This window comes from Streptococcus henryi DSM 19005 (genome assembly GCF_000376985.1).
In the GTDB taxonomy this organism is placed as follows: domain Bacteria; phylum Bacillota; class Bacilli; order Lactobacillales; family Streptococcaceae; genus Streptococcus; species Streptococcus henryi.
This window is the reverse complement of sequence record NZ_AQYA01000036.1, coordinates 82228-103278: the sequence shown is the minus strand read 5'-3', so window position 1 is coordinate 103278 and position 21051 is coordinate 82228. Positions and strand designations below refer to the sequence as shown.

18 protein-coding genes and 1 pseudogene are annotated in these 21051 nt (G+C 38.0%); 13 read left to right on the top strand and 6 right to left on the bottom strand.

The features are described 5' to 3' along the window. Positions 1-181: 181 nt before the first annotated feature. The 5 genes from F601_RS0109295 to F601_RS0109275 all read right to left on the bottom strand — a co-directional run bounded on the left by F601_RS0109295 (position 182) and on the right by F601_RS0109275 (position 5594). Positions 182-1183, bottom strand: a complete 1002-nt coding sequence (locus tag F601_RS0109295) for a FecCD family ABC transporter permease (protein ID WP_026183173.1) — start codon at positions 1181-1183, stop codon at positions 182-184. After that, on the bottom strand, positions 1180-2205 hold the full coding sequence (locus F601_RS0109290) for a FecCD family ABC transporter permease (protein ID WP_018165410.1): 1026 nt from the start codon (positions 2203-2205) through the stop codon (positions 1180-1182). Before F601_RS0109290 ends, F601_RS0109295 begins: the two co-directional genes overlap by 4 nt. 18 nt (positions 2206-2223) lie before the next feature. Beyond that, entirely contained in the window at positions 2224-3171 is a 948-nt protein-coding gene (locus F601_RS0109285) for an ABC transporter substrate-binding protein (protein ID WP_018165409.1), read from the bottom strand. Between the two features lie 17 nt (positions 3172-3188). Beyond that, on the bottom strand, positions 3189-3980 hold the full coding sequence (locus tag F601_RS0109280; RefSeq protein WP_018165408.1) for an ABC transporter ATP-binding protein: 792 nt from the start codon (positions 3978-3980) through the stop codon (positions 3189-3191). A gap of 165 nt (positions 3981-4145) precedes the next feature. Then, the gene (locus tag F601_RS0109275; protein ID WP_018165407.1) at positions 4146-5594 is read right to left on the bottom strand and encodes a UDP-N-acetylmuramoyl-L-alanyl-D-glutamate--L-lysine ligase; all 1449 of its coding nucleotides are present in this window, start codon (positions 5592-5594) and stop codon (positions 4146-4148) included. An 88-nt stretch (positions 5595-5682) separates the two neighbouring features. On the opposite strand from F601_RS0109275, the gene F601_RS0109270 reads away from it, so the two are divergent. The 3 genes from F601_RS0109270 to F601_RS0109260 all read left to right on the top strand — a co-directional run bounded on the left by F601_RS0109270 (position 5683) and on the right by F601_RS0109260 (position 9746). Then, complete coding sequence (locus F601_RS0109270; protein WP_026183172.1) at positions 5683-7317, top strand: putative polysaccharide biosynthesis protein; 1635 nt, start codon at positions 5683-5685, stop codon at positions 7315-7317. A gap of 169 nt (positions 7318-7486) precedes the next feature. Next, positions 7487-8581 (top strand): cystathionine gamma-synthase, encoded by a 1095-nt coding sequence (locus tag F601_RS0109265; protein ID WP_018165405.1) that lies wholly within the window; start codon positions 7487-7489, stop codon positions 8579-8581. A gap of 1 nt (position 8582) precedes the next feature. Beyond that, positions 8583-9746 (top strand): MalY/PatB family protein, encoded by a 1164-nt coding sequence (locus F601_RS0109260; protein WP_018165404.1) that lies wholly within the window; start codon positions 8583-8585, stop codon positions 9744-9746. Between the two features lie 65 nt (positions 9747-9811). On the opposite strand, the gene F601_RS0109255 is transcribed toward F601_RS0109260, so the two are convergent. Next, the gene (locus F601_RS0109255; protein ID WP_245686255.1) at positions 9812-11464 is read right to left on the bottom strand and encodes a glycoside hydrolase family protein; all 1653 of its coding nucleotides are present in this window, start codon (positions 11462-11464) and stop codon (positions 9812-9814) included. 229 nt (positions 11465-11693) lie between these two features. On the opposite strand from F601_RS0109255, the gene F601_RS0109250 reads away from it, so the two are divergent. The 10 genes and pseudogenes from F601_RS0109250 to F601_RS0109205 all read left to right on the top strand — a co-directional run bounded on the left by F601_RS0109250 (position 11694) and on the right by F601_RS0109205 (position 21009). Continuing rightward, the gene (locus tag F601_RS0109250) at positions 11694-14054 is read left to right on the top strand and encodes a glycoside hydrolase family 68 protein (RefSeq protein ID WP_018165402.1); all 2361 of its coding nucleotides are present in this window, start codon (positions 11694-11696) and stop codon (positions 14052-14054) included. Positions 14055-14254: 200 nt separating this feature from the next. Next, a complete protein-coding gene (gene upp, locus F601_RS0109245; protein WP_018165401.1) occupies positions 14255-14884 on the top strand; it encodes a uracil phosphoribosyltransferase in 630 nt (209 codons plus the stop codon). Positions 14885-15020: 136 nt separating this feature from the next. Next, positions 15021-15614, top strand: a pseudogene (locus F601_RS0109240) (ATP-dependent Clp protease proteolytic subunit); the annotation flags it as partial. A 64-nt stretch (positions 15615-15678) separates the two neighbouring features. Further along, positions 15679-16131, top strand: coding sequence for a YlbF/YmcA family competence regulator (locus F601_RS0109235; RefSeq protein WP_018165399.1), 453 nt, complete (start codon positions 15679-15681; stop codon positions 16129-16131). Next, the gene (locus tag F601_RS0109230; RefSeq protein ID WP_018165398.1) at positions 16124-16396 is read left to right on the top strand and encodes a DUF2129 domain-containing protein; all 273 of its coding nucleotides are present in this window, start codon (positions 16124-16126) and stop codon (positions 16394-16396) included. Before F601_RS0109235 ends, F601_RS0109230 begins: the two co-directional genes overlap by 8 nt. A gap of 73 nt (positions 16397-16469) precedes the next feature. After that, the gene (locus tag F601_RS0109225; protein ID WP_018165397.1) at positions 16470-17642 is read left to right on the top strand and encodes an ABC transporter substrate-binding protein; all 1173 of its coding nucleotides are present in this window, start codon (positions 16470-16472) and stop codon (positions 17640-17642) included. Positions 17643-17709: 67 nt separating this feature from the next. Continuing rightward, positions 17710-18579, top strand: a complete 870-nt coding sequence (locus F601_RS0109220) for a branched-chain amino acid ABC transporter permease (protein WP_018165396.1) — start codon at positions 17710-17712, stop codon at positions 18577-18579. 2 nt (positions 18580-18581) lie between these two features. Further along, the gene (locus F601_RS0109215) at positions 18582-19535 is read left to right on the top strand and encodes a branched-chain amino acid ABC transporter permease (protein WP_018165395.1); all 954 of its coding nucleotides are present in this window, start codon (positions 18582-18584) and stop codon (positions 19533-19535) included. Beyond that, positions 19535-20299 (top strand): ABC transporter ATP-binding protein, encoded by a 765-nt coding sequence (locus F601_RS0109210; protein ID WP_018165394.1) that lies wholly within the window; start codon positions 19535-19537, stop codon positions 20297-20299. The genes F601_RS0109215 and F601_RS0109210 overlap by 1 nt, the downstream gene beginning before the upstream one ends. Continuing rightward, positions 20299-21009: an ABC transporter ATP-binding protein gene (locus F601_RS0109205; RefSeq protein ID WP_018165393.1), complete on the top strand. Its 711-nt coding sequence runs from the start codon at positions 20299-20301 to the stop codon at positions 21007-21009. The genes F601_RS0109210 and F601_RS0109205 overlap by 1 nt, the downstream gene beginning before the upstream one ends. The last annotated feature ends 42 nt before the right edge of the window (positions 21010-21051 follow it).

Genomic DNA, 21051 nt, shown 5'->3' with positions numbered 1-21051 from the left:
CGTTTTTAGTTTCAAAAGTCAGTACAAGTCTATTGATACTCAAATAATTTCAAAATCAGACGAAGAAGTGAGACGAAGGCAGTACTAGGGTCGGGCTAGTCGAAACTGATGATGTATCATTTTGATTTTCAAAAAGTAAGACTTCCATTTTTAGTCATTCAACTATATTAGGATAAAATAACTAATCAATAGTGGTCATCAGATAGAGGAAATATGGTGCGCCAATCATAGAGACTATGATACCAGTTGGAATACCTGTTCCAACAAGTAAAATTCGTCCAATAGTATCGGCAAGTAGTAGAATAATCATACCAACCAACATAGAGGCAGGTAGACTGATGCGATGGTCATTTCCTAAAAATCTTCTGGTAATGTGACCAGAAACAAGTCCCACAAAGGTGATATTTCCAACTAAGACTACACTGAGTGAAGCAAGTGCAGTTGACAGAATCAGCGTATACAGTCGCTCTCTTTGCAGATTGAGTCCCAAAGCAAGTGCAGTTTGTTCATTGAGATTCATGATGTTTAGAGAATGACTTCGACTATAAGTGAGTATCCAAATAAGAAGAAGTAGTGGGCTAAAGATGGCTAAAGTTGTCCAATCACCACCATTAACTTTACCGCTCAGCCATTCTACAATATAAGACATTTTAAAATCGTTTATTTTACTGATTAGGGACACCATTACGCCTGATAGCATGCTGGACATCCCAACACCAGTGATAATGAGACGAGTGGGACTGATATTATTATTTTTTTTACGTGACATGAAGTAGACGATAAATATGGTTAGAATACCGCCAATCATAGCAAAGAGTGGCATGAGGGCAATTGTCATTGGATTGGTCATATCTAAGAATCCTACCATGATAGTGATGACAAGACCTGCACCGGTATTAATCCCAAGAATCCCTGAATCTGCTAAAGGATTTTTGGTCAGTGTCTGCAACAACATTCCTGATAGAGCTAGCGAAGCTCCTCCAAGCATGCAGGCAATAATCCGAGGCAGACGAATTTTCGTAATTATGAAAATCATGGAAGAACTTGATTTTCCAACTAAGACTTCAATAACATCAATTAAGGAATATTTAGCATAGCCCATTGAGAGGGACAAGATAAAAACTAGAAGTAAGAGGATAATCAAAATTATAATACTAAAGCTCTGTTTATTCTTTTTCATTATAGATTTTTCCCCCTTCTAATCAACCAAAGGAAGCAAGGTAAACCGATAATACTAATAATAGCATTGATTGGTGTTTCTGTCGGAGGATTAATGATTCGGCTAAATAGGTCAACCCAAAGCATAAAAGTTGCACCAGCGAATGCAGCAAGTGGTAATAGTTTTCTGTAATCTTTACCAACAAATAGGGCGATAAAATGTGGAATGATTAATCCGATGAAGGAAACTGTACCGACAATAGCAACCGATGCAGCAGATAGAAGGAGAACAATTGCTAATAAGCTTATGGTCATAGCCAGAGTTCGCTGTCCTAGAGCTTTTGAAATGGTTTCATCTAAACTTAGGATAGTTAGTTGATGGGCAAATAGCTGAGCTAAAAGGAGACCTAATAATATAAAAGGCGTGACAATGCTTAACATTCGCCAATTAATTTGTGATAATCCACCCGCTTGCCAGCCAATGACTTGTGTTGAAAGATTAAAATAAAGAGTGACAGCCTGACCGATAGCAGAGAAAAGTGTAGCAATCATAGCTCCGGCTAAAATAAGTCGCAGTTGATTATAACCTTTTCGTGGGCGGTAGGATAGTGTAAAAATAAGCAGGGCAGCAACTGTTGATCCCAACAGACAGACTAGAATAATTAGGCTGTAGTGCATGCTTCCGATAAAAGCTTGAGCAAGGATTAGTGCTAAGCCAGCACCAGCATTTATTCCCAGCAAACCCGGATCAGCTATGGGATTTCGTGTCACACCCTGCATGATAGCACCAGCCTGTGCCATACCAGCTCCTACAAGAATAGCTGCAATAGTTCTTGGAAATCTCAAGTCGAAAATAACATCTTGAAGTTTTGAATTTCTTAATGGATGCCTAAGGACTTCAATCAAGTCTTGGTGACTGTAAGAAATCGCTCCAAATCGCAATCCCAAATACCAGCCAATTAGAAATAAAAATAAAATAGTGAAAAAAACAAGCCAAATGTGGTTTGGCTTATTTTTTTGACTAGGAAGTTTAGCTTCTCTATACATGCTTAACACTTTCTGTCATTAATTATTGGCTTCCTTTACGGCTTTGACAAAGGCCTCAAGTTGCATATCAAGTGACATTGGATCTGAGAAGTAAAAGAGGTTATAGTCAACTTCTAGAACATGGCCTGCTTGAACTGCAGGAATATTTTTCCAGACATCACTTTCTTTTAGAGATGAAGCTGCTTCTTTAGTTCCACTATTAACATTAACAACAGCGTAGTCACCGATGTAGTCGCCGATAACTTCTTGAGAAATACCGAACCAGCCGTCTTTATTAATAACATCTTCTTGAACTTTTTGAGGTGCGGCATATCCGAGGGATTGATAAATCAATTCACCCCCGCGTCCCCAATTATCACCATAAAGATAAATGTTCTTTTCATAGAAATCCATGACAGTGAAGCTAGTGTCATTTGTCAGCACATTGCTCAAATCTTTTTTGGCTTCAGCCACCTTTTCATCCCATTGGTTTAACCAGGCAGTAGCTTGTTCTTCCTTATTGAAGACTTGACCAAGATTGGTCAACATTTGCAAATAGTCACTAGAAGCATATTCAATAACAAGGGTTGGTGCGATTTCTTTAAGCTGATCAATGTTTTCATCTGTTGAAAAAACAATAATAAGATCTGGTTCCTGAGCCACAATAGCTTCAGTATCACTTGACGTTAACTGTGTAGCATTCTCAAGATCTTGCCCAAAAGCTGGGCTATCTTTTTCTAAATCAAGTGAGTAAGTGGCAGGAACGATTCCTAGTTCTAAAAGGTATCCAGTATAAGAATAGGCAAAGTTGACAACTTTTTTAGGATTTTGAGGAATATCACCATAGTAGGTGAATCCTTGAATTTCTGGCATTTTGGAAATAGCAGAGCTAGATTTTTTTTCGCTATTTTGTGACGAAGAGTTACCGCAAGCAACAAGGGCAAAAACGGCAAAAAGTGCAAGTAATGTCGTTAAAGTCTTTTTCATGTGTATTACTCCATAATCTATGTAGACTTAACCAACTGATAGGTTAAGAGAATTGGTCGTTTGTGGATAGGATCTTCAATGATTTGAGCATCGATATTAAATATATCTCGTAAAACTTCTGCAGTCATTACATTTTCAACAGATCCTTTATATTTGATAACACCTTGTTTCATAGCAATCAGGTCATCTGAAAAACGTGCAGATAAGTTCAAATCATGAAGAACCATGACAATAGTTTTGTTTGTCTCACGATTTAAAGTTTGTAAGAGCTCCAAAACTTCGAGTTGGTGATTCATATCTAAGTAAGTAGTGGGTTCATCTAAGAAGATTGTATCGGTATCTTGCGCCAAGGCCATGGCAATCCAGACACGCTGACGTTGTCCACCAGATAAAGAATCGACTTCCATATTCGCATATTCAGTAACTTTGGTTACTTCCATAGCCCAATGGATTTTATTACGGTCTTCAGCTGTTAAGCTTCCCAAATATTTTTGATGGGGAAATCGTCCGTAAGAAACCAACTCGTAGACTGAAATACCTTCAACAGCATCTAAAACTTGCGGAAGTAAAGCGATTTTTTTAGCCACTTCTTTGGTTGGAAGACTGGCAATTGCTTGACCATCAATGTAGATTTGCCCCGATTTAAGTGCCTGTATTCGTGTCAAAGCTTTCAAGAGTGTTGATTTTCCACATCCATTTGCCCCAATGATAGTTGTTATTTTTCCATCGAGTATGGTTGATGACAAGTTTTCAATCACTGTCTTCTTATCGTATGCTACTGAGATATTTTCAGCTATAATTTCTGACATTTTTAACCTCCTTTCCGAAAAAAGTCATTACATTATAGCATATAAAAAAGGCTATAGAAAGCCTTTTTTATAATATTTTTAGAAAATTTTGAATTGCTTGGCACTTAATTAGAATGGTTCAAAAGAGTAGCTAAAATCATTCTAATTAAGCCAAATTTTGGATGTTTAGAGGTATTTTTTAGCAACTTCTAAATCACCATCATAGTCAGCTCGATTTCCTTCAATAATTTGATAAGCATCGGCACCTTTACCTGCGATGACGACTGCATCATTTTTGTTTTTGGTCAATTGCAGAGCAGCTTTTATAGCTTCTTCTCGGTCGATGATGATTGGAACAGGGCGCGTGATATGACTAGCAATCTCCTCAGAAATGACTTGAGGGTCTTCGAAGTTAGGATCATCAGCTGTCAAAATAACTTCCAAATCAGGATGAGCATTTATAACAGCACCAAAATCAGCTCGGCGACTTTCACCTTTATTGCCTGGAGCCCCTAGGATAAGAATGATTTTACCTCTTTGATGTTCTTCAACAACTGATAGGAGCTTCTCAAGGCTGTCACCATTGTGGGCATAATCGACAAAGACTTTAGCGCCATTTGCTTGAGTCAAAACTTCCATACGACCAGGAACCGATGTTTCAGCGATACCTTTCTCAATATCAGCAGGACTAGTTCCTAAACGGAGGCAGGCAAGGCCAGCAGCGACAGCATTTTCCTGATTGAAAGAGCCAATAAGTTGGATATCATAATGACCTGATAGTTTTCCAGTCACATCAAAGTCGAAAGCTCTGCTATTTTCAATAGTATTTGCGGACTTGGGTCCGTAAAAATCATGTGGAAGGTCAGCAACTTGTTCAGCTAGCACATTAAAATAATCCATGCCAGCATTGATGACGACAGCCTTGCTGTTGGCCATGAGCAGGCGCTTGTGGTAGAAGTAATCCTCGAATGTCGGATGCTCGATTGGGCCGATATGGTCAGGGCTGATGTTGAGGAAGATGCCCACATCAAAGGTCAAACCATAAACGCGATCAACCAAATAAGCCTGACTGGATACTTCCATAATCAGATGGGTCATACCATTGTCAACTGCCTGAGCCATCATGGCAAAGAGGTCTAAACTTTCAGGTGTTGTCAGCTGAGATTTAAAGAAAGTTTTGCCATCTAAGGTTGTATTCATAGTAGAAAACATAGCTGGTCTGGCACTTTGCTTGAGAATATTATAGGCAAAGTAGGCAGCTGTTGTTTTCCCTTTGGTTCCTGTAAAGGCTATCAGTTTGAGTTTTTTTTCAGGATGGCCATAGAATTCCATAGCAACAAGACTCATAGCCTTCTTGATGTCAGTTACAAGGATAGCAGGGATGCCCACTTCATAGTCAACTTGACTAACATAGAAGGCTAATCCTTGTGCGACGGCAGCTTCTAGGTATTCTTTCTTAAAACTAGCACCTTTGGCAAAGAAAAGTGTTTGGTCATCCACATGACGGCTATCAAAACTGATTTTGCTGAAAAGTGGATTATCTTGCCATCTTAAGCTATATCTATTGTCTGAGATAATCTCACGAAAATTATTATCTTTTTTTAAAATATCAAGAGTTTGTTCAAGTGTAATCATACCTCTTATTTTAGACTTAATGCTAGCGTTTTACAAGTCTCAAGCAAAAGTTTATAATAAAAAGTATCAAACCTTTGGAAAGATTATTATGACAGAAGAAAAATCGCAATTAACTCAGCAACAGCAGATGGTCCGCGGGACAGCTTGGTTGACCGCATCAAATTTTATTAGCCGTTTGTTGGGTGCTTTTTATATTATTCCTTGGTATGCTTGGATGGGAAGCCATGCAGAACAGGCAAATGCTCTTTTTGGGATGGGCTACAATGTCTACGCTATTTTCCTTCTCATTTCAACAGCAGGAATTCCAGTAGCCATTGCTAAACAAGTCTCTAAATATAACACTATCGGTCAGGGTGAAACAAGTTTCTATCTTCTTCGTAAGGTCCTCAGTGTCATGCTGGGGTTAGGTTTCGTTTTTGCCTTAATCATGTATGCTGGCTCTCCTGCCTTAGCTGCTTGGAGTGGCGGTGGGCAAGACTTAGTTAGAGTTATGAAGAGTCTATCATGGGCAGTCTTGATTTTCCCAGCTATGTCAGTTTTACGAGGTTTTTTCCAAGGTTTCAATAACCTGAAACCTTATGCTATGAGTCAAATAGCAGAGCAGGTCATTCGTGTTATCTGGATGCTTTTGACAGCCTTTTTCATTATGAAGATGGGTTCAGGTGACTATATCACTGCCGTTATTCAATCTACCTTCGCAGCCTTTATCGGAATGATTGCCAGTGTGGGTGTGCTTGTTTTTTATCTGTGGCGAGAAGGCAAACTAATGGCTATCTTTGCCAAGAAACCTGAAACGGTGGATTTGAATACTACAAATCTCTTAATTGAAACATTTAAGGAAGCTATTCCATTTATCATTACTGGGTCAGCTATCCAGCTCTTCCAGTTGGTGGATCAGTGGTCTTTCATTAATACCATGACAATGTTTACGGATTACAGCAACACACAGCTTCAAGTACTCTACGCTTACTTCTCAAGTAATCCAAATAAAATCACCATGATTTTAATTTCCATTGCTACAGCAATAGCAGGTGCGGGTATTCCGCTTTTAACAGAAAACTTTGTCAACAGTGATAAGAAAGCAGCGGCGCATTTGATCATTCATAATATTCAAATGTTGCTTATGGTATTGACCCCAGCACTCTTAGGATCAATTATTCTGGCTAAACCGCTCTATACACTGTTTTATGGCACACCTAGCACGACAGCCTTGGGTCTCTTTATCGCTTCATTGATTCAGGTGATTTTCCTTTCGTTATATAGCCTATTGGGTCCAATGCTTCAGGCACTTTTTGAAAATCGCAAAGCCATTCTCTATTTTGTCTATGGTATGGTGATTAAGATTGTACTTCAAATTCCAAGTATTTATCTTTTCCATGCCTACGGTCCATTAGTATCAACTACAATCGGATTAACTGTGCCAATTTACCTCATGTATAAACAAATTCATGCGGTCACACGATTTAATCGCAGAGCAGTTCTTAAAGGAAGTCTCCTTATTGCTATCTTATCAGTAATTATGGGGTTAGTTGTTACCCTTGGTTATTACGGGCTAAACTTTGTTATTAGTCCAGATACGCGTTTATCAAGTGTTCTTTATCTCCTTATTTTGGGAGCTTTGGGAATCGCAGTCTATGGATTCCTTGCTTTAGTAACTAAACTTTTAGATAAATTGATTGGTCAAAGAGCAGAGACACTTAGACAAAAGCTTCACTTGCAATAAATCATAAAATTCTCCAGATATTCTGGAGTTTTTTTGTAAAATAGCAGAGCGATTAAGCATTATAGTTATTTTTTATAGCTGATTATCAGGAAATGAAATAACCAAAAATGTCAATAATCACAAAAATCCATGTTAGAATAGTAATATCCTACTAGAAGAGAGAACGTATATGACAAAAAAACTAGGACTTGAGACTATCCTCGCTCATGCGGGTATTAAATCAGATAAAACTACAGGTGCCTTAGCTGCGCCCATTCATTTTTCAACAACTTACCAGCATCCAGAATTTGGACAATCAACTGGTTTTGATTATACACGTACTAAAAATCCAACTCGAGCAACGCTGGAAAAAACTTTGGCAGCCATTGAAAAAGCAGATTATGCTATTGCAACATCATCAGGGATGTCAGCGATTGTTTTAGCTTTAGAAATTTTCCCTATTGGAGCCAAAGTAGTAGCTGCGCGTGATTTATATGGCGGGTCTTTCCGTTGGTTTAATGATAAGGAAAAAGAAGGACGATTCAGTTTCACTTATGCAAATTCAGAGGAAGAAATGATTGCAGCAATTTCAGATGATACTGATATTGTCTATATTGAGACACCAACAAATCCTCTTATGATTGAGTTTGATATTGAAAAAATTGCGATTGTAGCTCATGAGTATGGCGCTAAAGTTGTTGTGGATAATACTTTTTATAGTCCTATTTATCAAAATCCTATCCCACTTGGAGCAGATATTGTTGTTCATTCAGCAACCAAATACCTCTCTGGACATAATGATGTTTTGGCGGGTGTGGTTGTTACCAATGACCAAGCTACGTATGATAAACTCTTCTACAATCTAAATACAACTGGCCCAACTCTATCACCATTTGATTCCTACCTTCTAATGAGAGGGTTGAAAACTCTCAAGTTGCGCATGGACAAGTCTACACAAAATGCTCAAGCTGTGGTTGAATTCTTACAATCATCACCACAAGTTAAAGAAGTCTTGTATACTGGGAAAGGTGGCATGATTTCCTTCAAAGTAGCTAACCAGGAAAAGATTCCCACTATCATAAATAGCCTGGAGCTTATTACTTTTGCAGAAAGTCTAGGTGGGGTTGAAAGTTTGATTACATATCCAACAACACAAACCCACGCTGATATTCCAGCTGATGTTAGGGCTTCTTATGGTTTAACAGACGACTTGCTCCGCTTGTCAATTGGTATCGAGGATGTTGAGGATTTAATTGCTGACTTAAAGACTGCCTTGGAGGCTTAATATGGGGAAATATGATTTTACGACAAGGCCTAATCGCCTAGAACAATTCACTTACAAATGGCAGACTTCTGAACAGGATCCAGACTTGTTGCAAATGTGGGTGGCTGATATGGACTTCGAGCCTATCCCTGAAATCAAAGAGGCTATCCTAGCCTATGCTCAAGAACATGTTTTTGGTTATAATTACTTCAGTGATAGCCTTTATCAGTCTGTTATTGACTGGGAAAAGAATGAACATGGCTATGAGATTAAGAAAGAAGACATCTCCTTCATCGATGGTGTGGTCCCTGCTATTTCAGTGGCTATCCAGTCCTTTACTGAAAAAGGCGATGCCGTCCTTATTAATTCTCCCGTCTATTATCCCTTTGCGCGAACAATCAAGCTTAATGATAGAAAACTCGTTGAGAATTCTCTCCAGATTGTTAATGGACGTTTTGAGATTGACTTTAAGCAGCTAGAAAAGGATATCATTGACAATGAAGTCAAACTTTATCTTCTTTGCAGCCCCCACAATCCAGGTGGTCGTGTTTGGTCTCCCGATGATTTGGTGGCAATAGCAGAGCTTTGTCAAAAGTATGGTGTGATTCTGGTTTCAGATGAAATTCATCAAGATTTAGCACTTTTTGGCAATAAACATCACTCTCTAAATACCTTAAATGAGGCTTATAAAGACTTTACCATTATCCTTGGTTCAGCCACAAAAACCTTTAATATTGCAGGTACAAAGAACAGCTTTGCTATTATCCAAAATGAAAAACTTCGTAGAAAATTCAAACGAACACAATTGGCAAATAATCAACACGAAGTGCCAACTATCGGGATGATTACGACAGAAGCTGCATTTACTTATGGTAAACCTTGGCTAGAAGAGTTGAAAGCTGTCATTGAAGCAAATATCAATTACGTGGTTGACTATTTAACAGAAAACACAAAAATCAAGGTTATGAAGCCAGAAGGGACCTATTTGGTTTGGTTAGATTTCTCAGCCTATAATATCAAACAGCCTGAGCTTGACGAAAAACTTCAAAAAGAGGGAAAAGTCGTGCTTAACGATGGTGCTCATTTTGGAAAAGAGGGTAAGAACTTTGCCCGCCTCAATGTAGCCACACCCTTTGAAACCGTTAAAGAAGCTTGTCAGCGCATTGCTAGCGTATTTGGTAAATAAAAAAATGCAGTTTAGTCTTGAGCAAAGTCTCAAAATTGATTAAACTGCATTTTTAGTATTTACGATTATTTTTTAAAGTCATAGATTGATAAATCTAACTTATTTGAACTATCAGGGTCATCGGTGAATACTTTAAAGTCTTGTTTGCCAGAAGTATTGAATCTTGCGATCGTATAAGTGGAACCGTTTGGAAAAAAGAATTCGACGCTTCGATTATCTGTAACAACAGTAATAGAAATATGTTTTTGGTTCAAATAACCACTGTTTGCTGTAAAGCCTTCTTGTTTACCAAAGAGTCCGTTATTATAGATATTCGTTTCAGATTTTTCTTTATCTAAACCGTTTAAAAGTTCACTTGCATATGACTTAACCAGATATTGTCCGGTATTTGGATTATAGGAGAAAAGAATACTGTCCGAACCCTGCCAAATAGCGATGGCAATATCACCAGAATAGTTATCACTTGTACTTGAAAATTCTAAACGGTAAAGGGCTGAGCTACTCTGATTTGGAATATCATAAAGTCCAAAAAGATTTTTATCAACTATCTTATCTTCCCATAAAATACGGTCTTTGCTTACAGGATTATTTTTAGTGATATTTAGATGCTCTTGTCTTAGTTTAAGTTGACTCTCATCGTAATGTAACTTTTGTTCAAGCGACAAATCTTGATTCAATGTAAGGATTCGCGGACTAGAATAAAAACCGATACGCTCCATATGCGAACTCTCAGCTTGTTGATCAGAATGTATACCATTTGTGAAATAGTTCCAATTGCCAACCCATCCAAGAGTTAATAAATTACCATTGCTATCTTCAATTTGTGAGCTTCCTGAAAAATTAGCACCATAATAGTCTGACCCCTGATCCAGTCGTTTAACATCTGTTTCATCAATAAAGAGTCCCTTATCGTCAAGGTGTCCAACAATGTAGTAAGTTCCCGTTGTTTCGCCTTTTTCAGAATCTTTTGCTCCGAAGAATAACACTTGCTTTTCTTGGTTATCAGGTGTGGTCATTGTTTTAATGACTGGACACTCAACAGGCGCATTTCCTGACCAATTTCGTCCTTTGAAGAATGTTTCGCTTAGGATTTTGGAACCACTAGTATCCGAGGGAGACCAGGATAAGCCATCTTCGGATTGGTAGACACCAATTACATCACCCTCAGCTACGTACATAAATAGTTTATGATTATATTCAAAAACATAAGGATCTCTGAAATCAGACTTATTGTAGGAGTTATTGGTGGTCAAGATAGGTTTTCCGTCGTTTAATGGGTGCTTGAAGGTCTTTCCATTGTCATCTGAATAGGCAAGATAAATATTTTGGCTGCTGTCAGATTTATTAAGTCCAGTAAAATAGGCTAAAGGCGCCTCTTCAGGGATATCAGAAATCCATCCGGTATTTTTAATAATACTACCTGTCCAAGCTGATTTCCATCCCTCTTTTTTGTCACCTCCATTGGCAGCAATAGCAGAGCTCTGTTTACTATAAGTGATAAAGTCCTTGGTACTCGTATGTACCCAGTCTTGTCCACTTTCTCCAAAAGGATTAGTAGCACCATCAGCAGAATGTAAGAAATAAATATCATATGACTTATCTGCTTCATTCCAAATGATGGTCTGTAAGTCATTGGACCAACCATCCTCAGTAGATAAATGGGTACTTTGAATATTATTATTAATAGAAAAATTAAGAAATGATTTAGAAATAAACAAAGAACAAAACACGAATATAAGTGCTGTAATAATTAAAAAATATAAGAGTTTTTTTCTCAAAAACGGCCACCTCCTGACTTTTATTTTAACAGAAAAGCAACTAAAAACGAACTATAAAAAAATTAAAACGTATTCATTTATAAAATATCATATAAAATCAAACATTTTTCTGAAAAAAGTGTTATGCTAATATCGAAAAAATTAAGGAAATATTAAGAGGGATGTTGTAATGGAAACAAAATCGACTTATTCACGAGTAGCTCGTGCCAAAGCACAAGAAAAAAGACAGCTACGTTATAGTATTCGTAAGGTATCAACAATTGGTGCTACCTCGGCACTAATTGGAGCAGTGTCATTTTTAGGTGGAGGTCTTGTAAGTGCCGATACAACTCAGACAAGTGATGTTGCGCCATCAGCTCAAGTTACTGAAGTAAACACGAGTGATGCAACTTCCGTAGAATCATCGACTGAAGCAATCGCACAATCTGAAGAGGACACTGTCGCTACAGACTCAGCTTCTGTTGAAGACAATACTAGTGAAGTAAATGCAGATTCTAGTTCTGAAATTCAAGAAAATGCAACTGAAGTAACTAATGACGTAAGTACCCCTGAGGAAACAGCTGACACAGCAACAACAGCTATAAGCTCAGCAGATGTTTCAAATGAAACTGCCGCTCCACAAGTTACTGATAATAAAGATTATTCAAGTTTTTCAACAACTAACTATGTTGCTGACACTGGTTTAACTGAACTTGCTAATGAACTAGCAAAAGATGCAGGCATTAATGTAGCTGAATTGACTAGTGAGCAAGTTGCTGCACTTAACAAGCTTTATGTAAAAGAAGCTGAAACTGGTTCTCAAATGACCTATAAGGATTTTGCAAATATTGCAGATACCTTAATTTCACAAGATCCCCAATACGCTATTCCTTATTTTAAAGCGTCTGTTATTGAAAATATGAATGCTGCCACAACAAAAGATGCTCAAACTGGAGAAGTTGCAGATCTTGATGTTTGGGATTCATGGCCTGTTCAAGATATTGACACTGGTTATGTTAGCAATTGGAATGGTTACCAATTGGTTGTTGCCATGATGGGTGTTCCAAATACAAACGATAATCACCTTTACCTCCTTTATAATAACTATGGAGATAATGAACTTCAAAATTGGAAAAATGCAGGTTCAATCTTTGGTTATGATTTGGATACAGTAACACAGCAATGGTCAGGATCAGCCATTGTGAATAGTGATGGAACTGTTCAACTTTTCTATACAAATGTTGATACTTCAGATGACAATTCGAACAACCAGATGTTAGCTAGCGCTACCCTAAATTTAGCTATTGAAGATGGAAAAGTTGTGTTAAAATCCGTTGATAATCAGAAAGTTTTAACACCTACTGGTGGTGATGGCTACTATTATCAATCATATGCACAATGGCGTTCAACATTTACAGGTGCTGACAATATTGCTATGCGAGATCCCCATGTTGTTCAAGATGAGGACGGTGTTCGTTACCTAGTCTTTGAAGCAAGTACGGGGACTCAAAATTATCAAGATGAAAATCAAATTTATAATGTCAAAAATTACGGTGGAGATGCTAAGTTTATTTTATCAAGCTTGTTTGACATAATTGATAATGAAGATATGTACACACGTGCAACTTTTTCAAATGCTGCCATTGGTATCGTCCAATTAGGGGGCGATGAAAAGACACCTACAATTGAAAAATACATGACTCCATTGGTATCTTCAACAATGGTTAGTGACGAAATTGAACGTCCAGATGTAGTAAAATTAGGTGATAAATATTACCTCTTTGCTGCTTCAAGACTAAACCATGGAAGTAACAACTACGCTTGGCAAGAAGCTAATAAAGTTGTTGGTGATAATGTTGTTATGTTAGGATGGGTCTCAGATTCACTAACAGAAGGTTATAAACCTCTTAATGACTCGAGTGTGGTTTTGACAGCCTCAGTACCTGCTGACTGGAGAACGGCTACCTATTCATATTATGCAGTTCCTTTTGAAGGTTCAGGTGATACTCTCCTCATCACATCATACATGACAAACCGTAATTCAGTTGCTGGAGTGGGTAATAACTCAACTTGGGGACCTAGTTTCTTGATTCAAATTTTGCCAGATGGTACAACAAGAGTTCTTGATAAAATGACAAATCAAGGTGACTGGATTTGGGATGAGTCTAGTGAAACGGATTATACGAAAGGTAATCGTGAAACAGCTCATTTACCTGGAGAAGATGATGGTATCGTAGAAGGTAATCCTGGTGGTTACAATTTGGTTCCACATACACCTGTAACCCCAGAAACACCGGAAACTCCAGAGACTCCTGAAACTCCAGAGACTCCAACAACACCGGAGAAACCAACAACACCTGGCAATGATGTTCCAATAACTCCAACTTCAAGAACACGAGTTCCTAATGGAGGTAAAGGCAAAACTGATTCGCCTAGTTTACCTTCAACTGGTGAAACAAGTGACAGTGCTGTTGTAGCTTTAGGATTTGCAATTATGGCGACAATGACTTCATATGTAGCTTACTCTGGCTATAAACGTAAAAAATCATAATAAAAAGAAACGTTTGTCAAATTTGGCAAGCGTTTTTATCTTTTTTTTGGTATAATAACTGAGGACTTGTGTGGATTCTTAGAATGTTTAAAATAGAAAGTGGATTAATTGTTATCCTTTCATTTTGCACAAGATAAAACATATGGTACTTACTTATCATAATGGCCACACTAACAAAAATTATTAAAGGAAAATGAACCATGGGAAAATTTCAAGTTATTTCACATCCGCTTATTCAGCACAAATTGTCAATTTTGCGTCGTACAACAACATCGACTAAAGACTTTCGCGAATTAGTAAATGAAATTGCAATGTTGATGGGTTACGAGGTGTCTCGCGACCTACCACTAGAAGATGTTGAAATCGAAACACCAATCACAAAAACTGTCCAAAAACAATTGGCAGGTAAAAAATTAGCTATTGTTCCAATTCTTCGAGCAGGTATTGGTATGGTTGATGGACTTCTCAGCTTAGTACCGGCAGCAAAAGTTGGTCATATCGGTATGTACCGTGATGAAGAAACATTACAGCCAGTTGAATATTTGGTGAAATTACCTGAAGATATTGACCACCGCCAAATTTTCCTAGTAGATCCGATGCTTGCTACAGGAGGTTCTGCAGTTTTGGCTGTTGATTCGTTGAAAAAACGCGGTGCAGCTAATATTAAATTTGTCTGCCTCGTTGCAGCTCCAGAAGGGGTTAAAGCTCTCCAAGATGCTCACCCTGATATTGATATTTACACCGCAGCTCTTGATGAAAAATTAAACGAAAATGGCTATATCGTCCCAGGACTCGGTGACGCAGGTGACCGCTTGTTTGGTACTAAATAAAGATGAAAAGGGAAAATTTCGGTTTTCCCCTTTTTAGCACTCAATAGTTTTAAGTGCTAAAATTTGAAGTTTTTTATTTGACCTTTTCTGACTAAAAGCATATAATAGCTTCAAGAAAACATTAGAAAGAGGAAAAAATATGATTCCTGTAGTTATCGAACAAACGAGTCGTGGCGAACGCTCATACGATATTTATTCTCGCCTTTTGAAAGACCGTATTATCATGTTGACTGGACCAGTTGAAGATAATATGGCTAACTCTATCATTGCTCAGCTATTATTCTTGGATGCCCAAGACAATACAAAAGATATCTATCTTTATGTCAATACACCTGGAGGATCTGTATCAGCAGGTTTGGCTATCGTTGATACCATGAACTTCATTAAATCAGATGTTCAAACTATCGTCATGGGTATGGCTGCATCAATGGGGACAATTATTGCATCATCAGGTGCTAAAGGTAAACGTTTCATGCTGCCACATGCTGAATACATGATTCACCAGCCAATGGGTGGTACTGGCGGCGGTACTCAACAAACTGACATGGCAATTGCTGCAGAACATTTGCTAAAAACACGTAAAACTTTGGAGCAAATCTTGGCAGACAATTCTGGTAAAACTGTTCGCCAAATCCATAAGGATGCTGAACGTGATTACTGGATGAGTGCACAAGAAACACTTGATTATGGTTTCATTGATGAAATCATGACTAACAATGATTTGAAATAAAAGTTAGGCAAGAAGATCTTCGGATCTTCTTTTTTCATAGATTAAAGTATGTTATAATAATGGTATGTTATCTATCAATCAAGAATTAGTTGCTATTGATGAAGCAATTGATGAGGTTGCTCAAAGCTTCTTGAATCTATCACTAGTAGCTGAGTATAAGGAGAAGAAATCAGATTTTCTATCTGATTTAGAGCTCCAAGAGCGTATTAATGAATTTCAAGTGCTAAAAGAGGACTATGATTCGATTAAAGCATTTGCCCCTTACAGATCTGACATTTCGCAACTTAGGCGTCAGCTTTTCTCTCGAAAAAGAGAGATAGATTTGAATCCAAAAGTTATTGCTTATAGACAGGCAGAAGTAGCTCTTCAAGAAGTTTTAGCGAAACTCACAAGTAGCCTGACAGAGGTGATTTCGACGTCGATATTTGTAGATACAGGTCTTCCTTTAGCTTCTCATAAGCCTATACATGGAAAAGGTCGGGGTGGAAATATAAGAGAGAAGGAATCCGATGTTTGAGAGAACTAGCCGACAAGGTCTTGTCGTTTATCTATACTACAACCGTGATGCGCGTAAGGTTTCCAAATATGGGGACGTGCATTACCATTCTCGTCGATTAAGATATCTATTGCTTTATCTAAATCAGGAAGAAGTTGAGGAAACAATGGCAGAGCTATCGCAACAAAAATTTGTAAAAGAAGTCAAACCATCTTACTTTGACGAAATTGACACAGATTTTGTTGGAAGCCTTTACCGCGAAGAAAGTTTAGAAAAAGTCAATTAAATACCTTGACAATTTTCAGATAATTCAGTATTCTTATTAACATATCATTAAAGAAAGCTTAAGGAGAAACAATATGAAGAAAAAATTTGCTTTGACAGCAGTGGCTTTTCTAAGCGCAGCTGTGCTTGCAGCATGTGGAGCGGCACCAAGTTCAACAACAGATGCTACAGGTAATGAAATTGGTGAAACACTTAAAATTGGCTACAACTTGGAATTGTCAGGAGCAGTAGCTGCCTACGGTAACCAAGAGAAAAACGGAGCTGACCTTGCTGTTGAAGAAATCAATGCAGCAGGTGGCGTTGATGGAAAAAAAATTGAAGTTGTCTCAAAAGATAACAAATCTGATAACTCTGAAGCTGCAACACTTTCAACAAGTCTTGCTACTGAAGATAAAGTTAGTTTGATTCTTGGTCCTGCAACTTCAGGTGCGGTAGCCTCTGCATCACCAAATGCAACAAAGGCTGGTGTTCCGCTTTTGACACCTTCAGGTACTCAGGATGACTTGACATCAAAAGATGGAAAAGTTGAAGACTTTGTCTTCCGTACAACTTTCCAAGATAGCTATCAAGGTCAAGTTATTGCCCAATACGCAACTGAGAACTTGTCATCTAAAAAGGCATTTGTCTATTATGACGCATCAAGTGATTATGCAAAAGGTCTTTACAAAGCCTTCAAGGAAGCCTACAAAGGTGAAGTAATTGAAGAAACTTACCAATCTGGTGATAAAGACTTCCAGGCTGCTTTGACAAAGGTTAAATCTAAAGATTTTGATACAGTAGTCCTTCTTGGTTATTACACTGAAACTGGTTTGATTACAAAACAAGCTCGTGAAATTGGTATTGAAAATCCAATCTTGGGTCCTGATGGTTTCTCAGATTCTAAATTCGTTGAAGCTGCTGGTGCTGGTAATGCAACAAATGTCTTCTACGTAGCAGGTTATTCAACAAGTGTAAAACTTTCTGAAGCTAAATCTGAAAACTTTATTAAAGCATACACAGATAAATTTGGTGAAGAGCCAAATATGTTTGCAGCCCTTGCTTATGATTCAATCTATATGGCTGCGGAAGCTGCAAAAGGTGCCAAAGATTCTAAAGAGTTGGCTGCTAACTTAGCATCACTTAAAGATTTTGATGGTGTCACTGGTCAAATGACTATTGATGAGGACCATAACCCAGTTAAATCAGCAATCATGGTTGAATTGGAAAATGGTGTACAAAAATCAGCAACAGCTGTTGAAGTAAAATAGAATTAAAAAGGTCTGGGGAGCATTCCACTTCCCAGTTCTTATTGTGTTTAGAAAGTTTGGTGAAATTATGCTCCAACAACTTGTTAACGGCTTGATTTTGGGAAGCGTCTATGCACTGCTTGCCCTTGGATATACTATGGTTTATGGTATTATCAAGTTAATTAACTTCGCTCATGGTGATATTTACATGATGGGTGCTTTTATTGGTTATTATTTAATCAATACCTTCCATATGAATTTCTTTATTGCCCTCATTTTAACGATGGTGTTAACAGCAATTCTAGGTATGGTGATTGAATTCTTAGCCTATCGTCCGCTTCGTAACTCAACTCGTATTGCTGCTTTGATTACAGCAATCGGAGTTTCATTCTTCTTGGAATACGGTATGGTTTACCTTGTTGGTGCCGATATTCGTGCCTTTCCTCAAGCCCTACAGACTGTCAAATATAACTTAGGTCCAATTAGTGTCACAAACGTTCAGTTGACAATTCTTGGTGTCTCTATTTTCTTGATGATGGCTCTGCAATTTATTGTCCAAAAAACAAAAATGGGTAAAGCCATGCGTGCTGTTTCGGTTGATAGTGATGCTGCACAACTCATGGGAATTAATGTCAATTCAACAATCAGTTTCACATTTGCTTTAGGGTCAGCTTTGGCTGGTGCAGCTGGTGTGTTAATTGGATTGTACTACAACTCTATTGATCCACTTATGGGTATGACTCCTGGTATTAAAGCCTTCGTTGCTGCGGTACTGGGTGGTATTGGAATTATTCCTGGAGCTGCACTTGGTGGGTTCATTATTGGTCTTTTGGAAACATTCTCAGTTTCTATTGGTCTATCAAGTTACAAAGATGCCGTCGTTTATGCTATTTTGATAGTTATTCTTTTGGTACGACCTGCAGGTATTCTTGGAAAAAATGTGAAAGAGAAGGTGTAAGCATGAAAAAGAATCTAAAATCAATTTTATCTTGGCTTGCTTTGATTGCAATTGTTTACCTTTCTCTCACAGTCTTGGTTAGTGCGGGTGTTATCCGTCTTTACCATTTACAAATTTTAATGGGTATTGGTATTTCAATGATTATGGCAATGGGAACTAATCTAGTTTTAGGTTTCTCAGGGCAATTTCCATTGGGTCAAGCAGGTTTCATGGCCATTGGCGCCTATGCAACGGCTATTCTAACTAAATCTAATCCTACCTATGCAGGCTTCTACTTGTCAATGCTTGTTGGTATGCTGGTAGCAGGTCTTGTAGCGGTTATCGTTGGTTTTCCTACTCTTCGTTTGAAGGGGGATTACCTTGCAATTGCTACTCTTGGGGTAGCTGAAATTATTCGTATTGCCATCGTCAATGGCGGTGATTTTACAAATGGTGCGGCTGGTTTAACAGGTATCCTTCCTTATACAAGCTGGCAATTAGTATTCGCCTTTGTGGTCATCATTGCTATTTTAATGCTCAATTTCTTACGTTCATCTGTCGGACGTCAAGTCATCTCGGTTCGTGAAGATGAAATTGCAGCTGAATCAATGGGAGTTAACACTACTAAAATTAAAGTAATGACTTTTGCATTTGCTGCAATGACAGCAAGTATTGCTGGTTCACTTTATGTTGGTTATATCGGAACAGTTGTTCCTAAAGATTTCACAATCATGCGTTCAATTGATTACTTAATTATCGCTGTACTTGGTGGTTTGGGATCAATGACTGGAACAATCGTAGCTGCAATCGTTCTTGGTATTTTGAACATGTATTTGCAAAGTGTTTCTGAGCTTCGCATGATTATTTACTCATTAGCTCTTATTCTTGTGATGGTTTTCCGTCCAGGCGGATTACTAGGTACAAAAGAGTTGATGCTTTCAAAATTATTTTCAAAAAAAGCTAAGGAGGGCAAATAATGGCACTTCTTGATGTGAAAAATTTGACAAAGAACTTCGGTGGTTTGACTGCCGTTGGTGATGTCACTTTAGAGTTAAATGAGGGAGAATTGGTGGGGCTAATCGGTCCGAATGGTGCCGGAAAAACAACACTTTTCAACCTTTTAACTGGTGTGTATGTTCCAAGTGAAGGTACTGTAACTTTAGATGGTATTGTTTTAAACGGGAAAAAGCCAGATAAAATTGCTTCACTAGGTCTATCACGTACTTTCCAAAATATTCGCTTGTTCAAAAACATGACTGTTTTGGATAATGTTTTAGTTGGAATGGGCAATCAGCACAAACCACATATTTTCTCAAGTTTGCTACGTCTTCCAAAGTATTATCAAAGTGAAGATGCGCTACGCAAGAAAGCAATGGAATTGTTGGCAATTTTCAATTTAGAAGGTGAAGCTGACACATTGGCTAAAAATCTTCCATATGGACAACAACGCCGTTTGGAAATTGTTCGTGCCTTAGCAACAGAGCCTAAAATTCTTTTCCTTGATGAACCTGCTGCAGGCATGAATCCACAGGAAACAGCTGAATTAACAGCTTTGATTCGTCAAATTAAAGAGGAATTTGGCATCACAATCATTCTAATTGAACACGATATGAGTCTAGTTATGGAAGTAACAGAACGTATCTACGTTTTGGAATATGGCCGTTTAATTGCGCACGGAACGCCTGACGAAATTAAGACAAACCAACGCGTTATTGAAGCTTATCTAGGGGGTGATGCATAATGGCAATGTTAGAAGTCAAAAATCTCTCAGTTAGCTATGGTGCGATTGAAGCAGTAAAAGATGTTAGTTTTGAAGTTAATGAAGGGGAGGTTGTTACCTTAATCGGAGCCAACGGTGCTGGTAAAACTTCTATTCTTCGAACTATTTCAGGTTTAGTACGTCCAAGTAGTGGAAGCATTTCTTATTTAGGAAATAAAATTCAAAAAGTACCCGCACGTAAAATTGTGGCAGATGGTCTTGCCCAAGTACCAGAAGGGCGCCATGTCTTCCCGGGATTAACTGTTATGGAAAACCTTGAAATGGGAGCTTTCTTGAATAAAAACAAGGAAGAAAATAAGGCTAACTTGAAAAAAATCTTTGCTCGCTTTCCTCGTTTAGAAGAGCGTAAAAATCAAGATGCAGCCACACTCTCTGGTGGTGAACAACAGATGCTTGCTATGGGACGTGCTCTAATGAGTAAGCCTAAGTTACTTTTACTTGATGAACCATCAATGGGATTGGCACCGATTTTCATTCAAGAAATCTTTGATATTGTTCAGGATATTCAAAAACAAGGGACAACTGTTCTTTTGATTGAGCAAAATGCAAATAAAGCTCTTTCAATTGCTGACAGAGGTTATGTACTTGAAACTGGTAAGATTGTCTTATCAGGTACTGGTCAGGAGTTGTTGGCTTCAGAAGAAGTTCGTAAAGCTTATCTTGGTGGTTAATTAATTTGAATTCGAACAACTAATTTCATAAAGTTTAAAAAC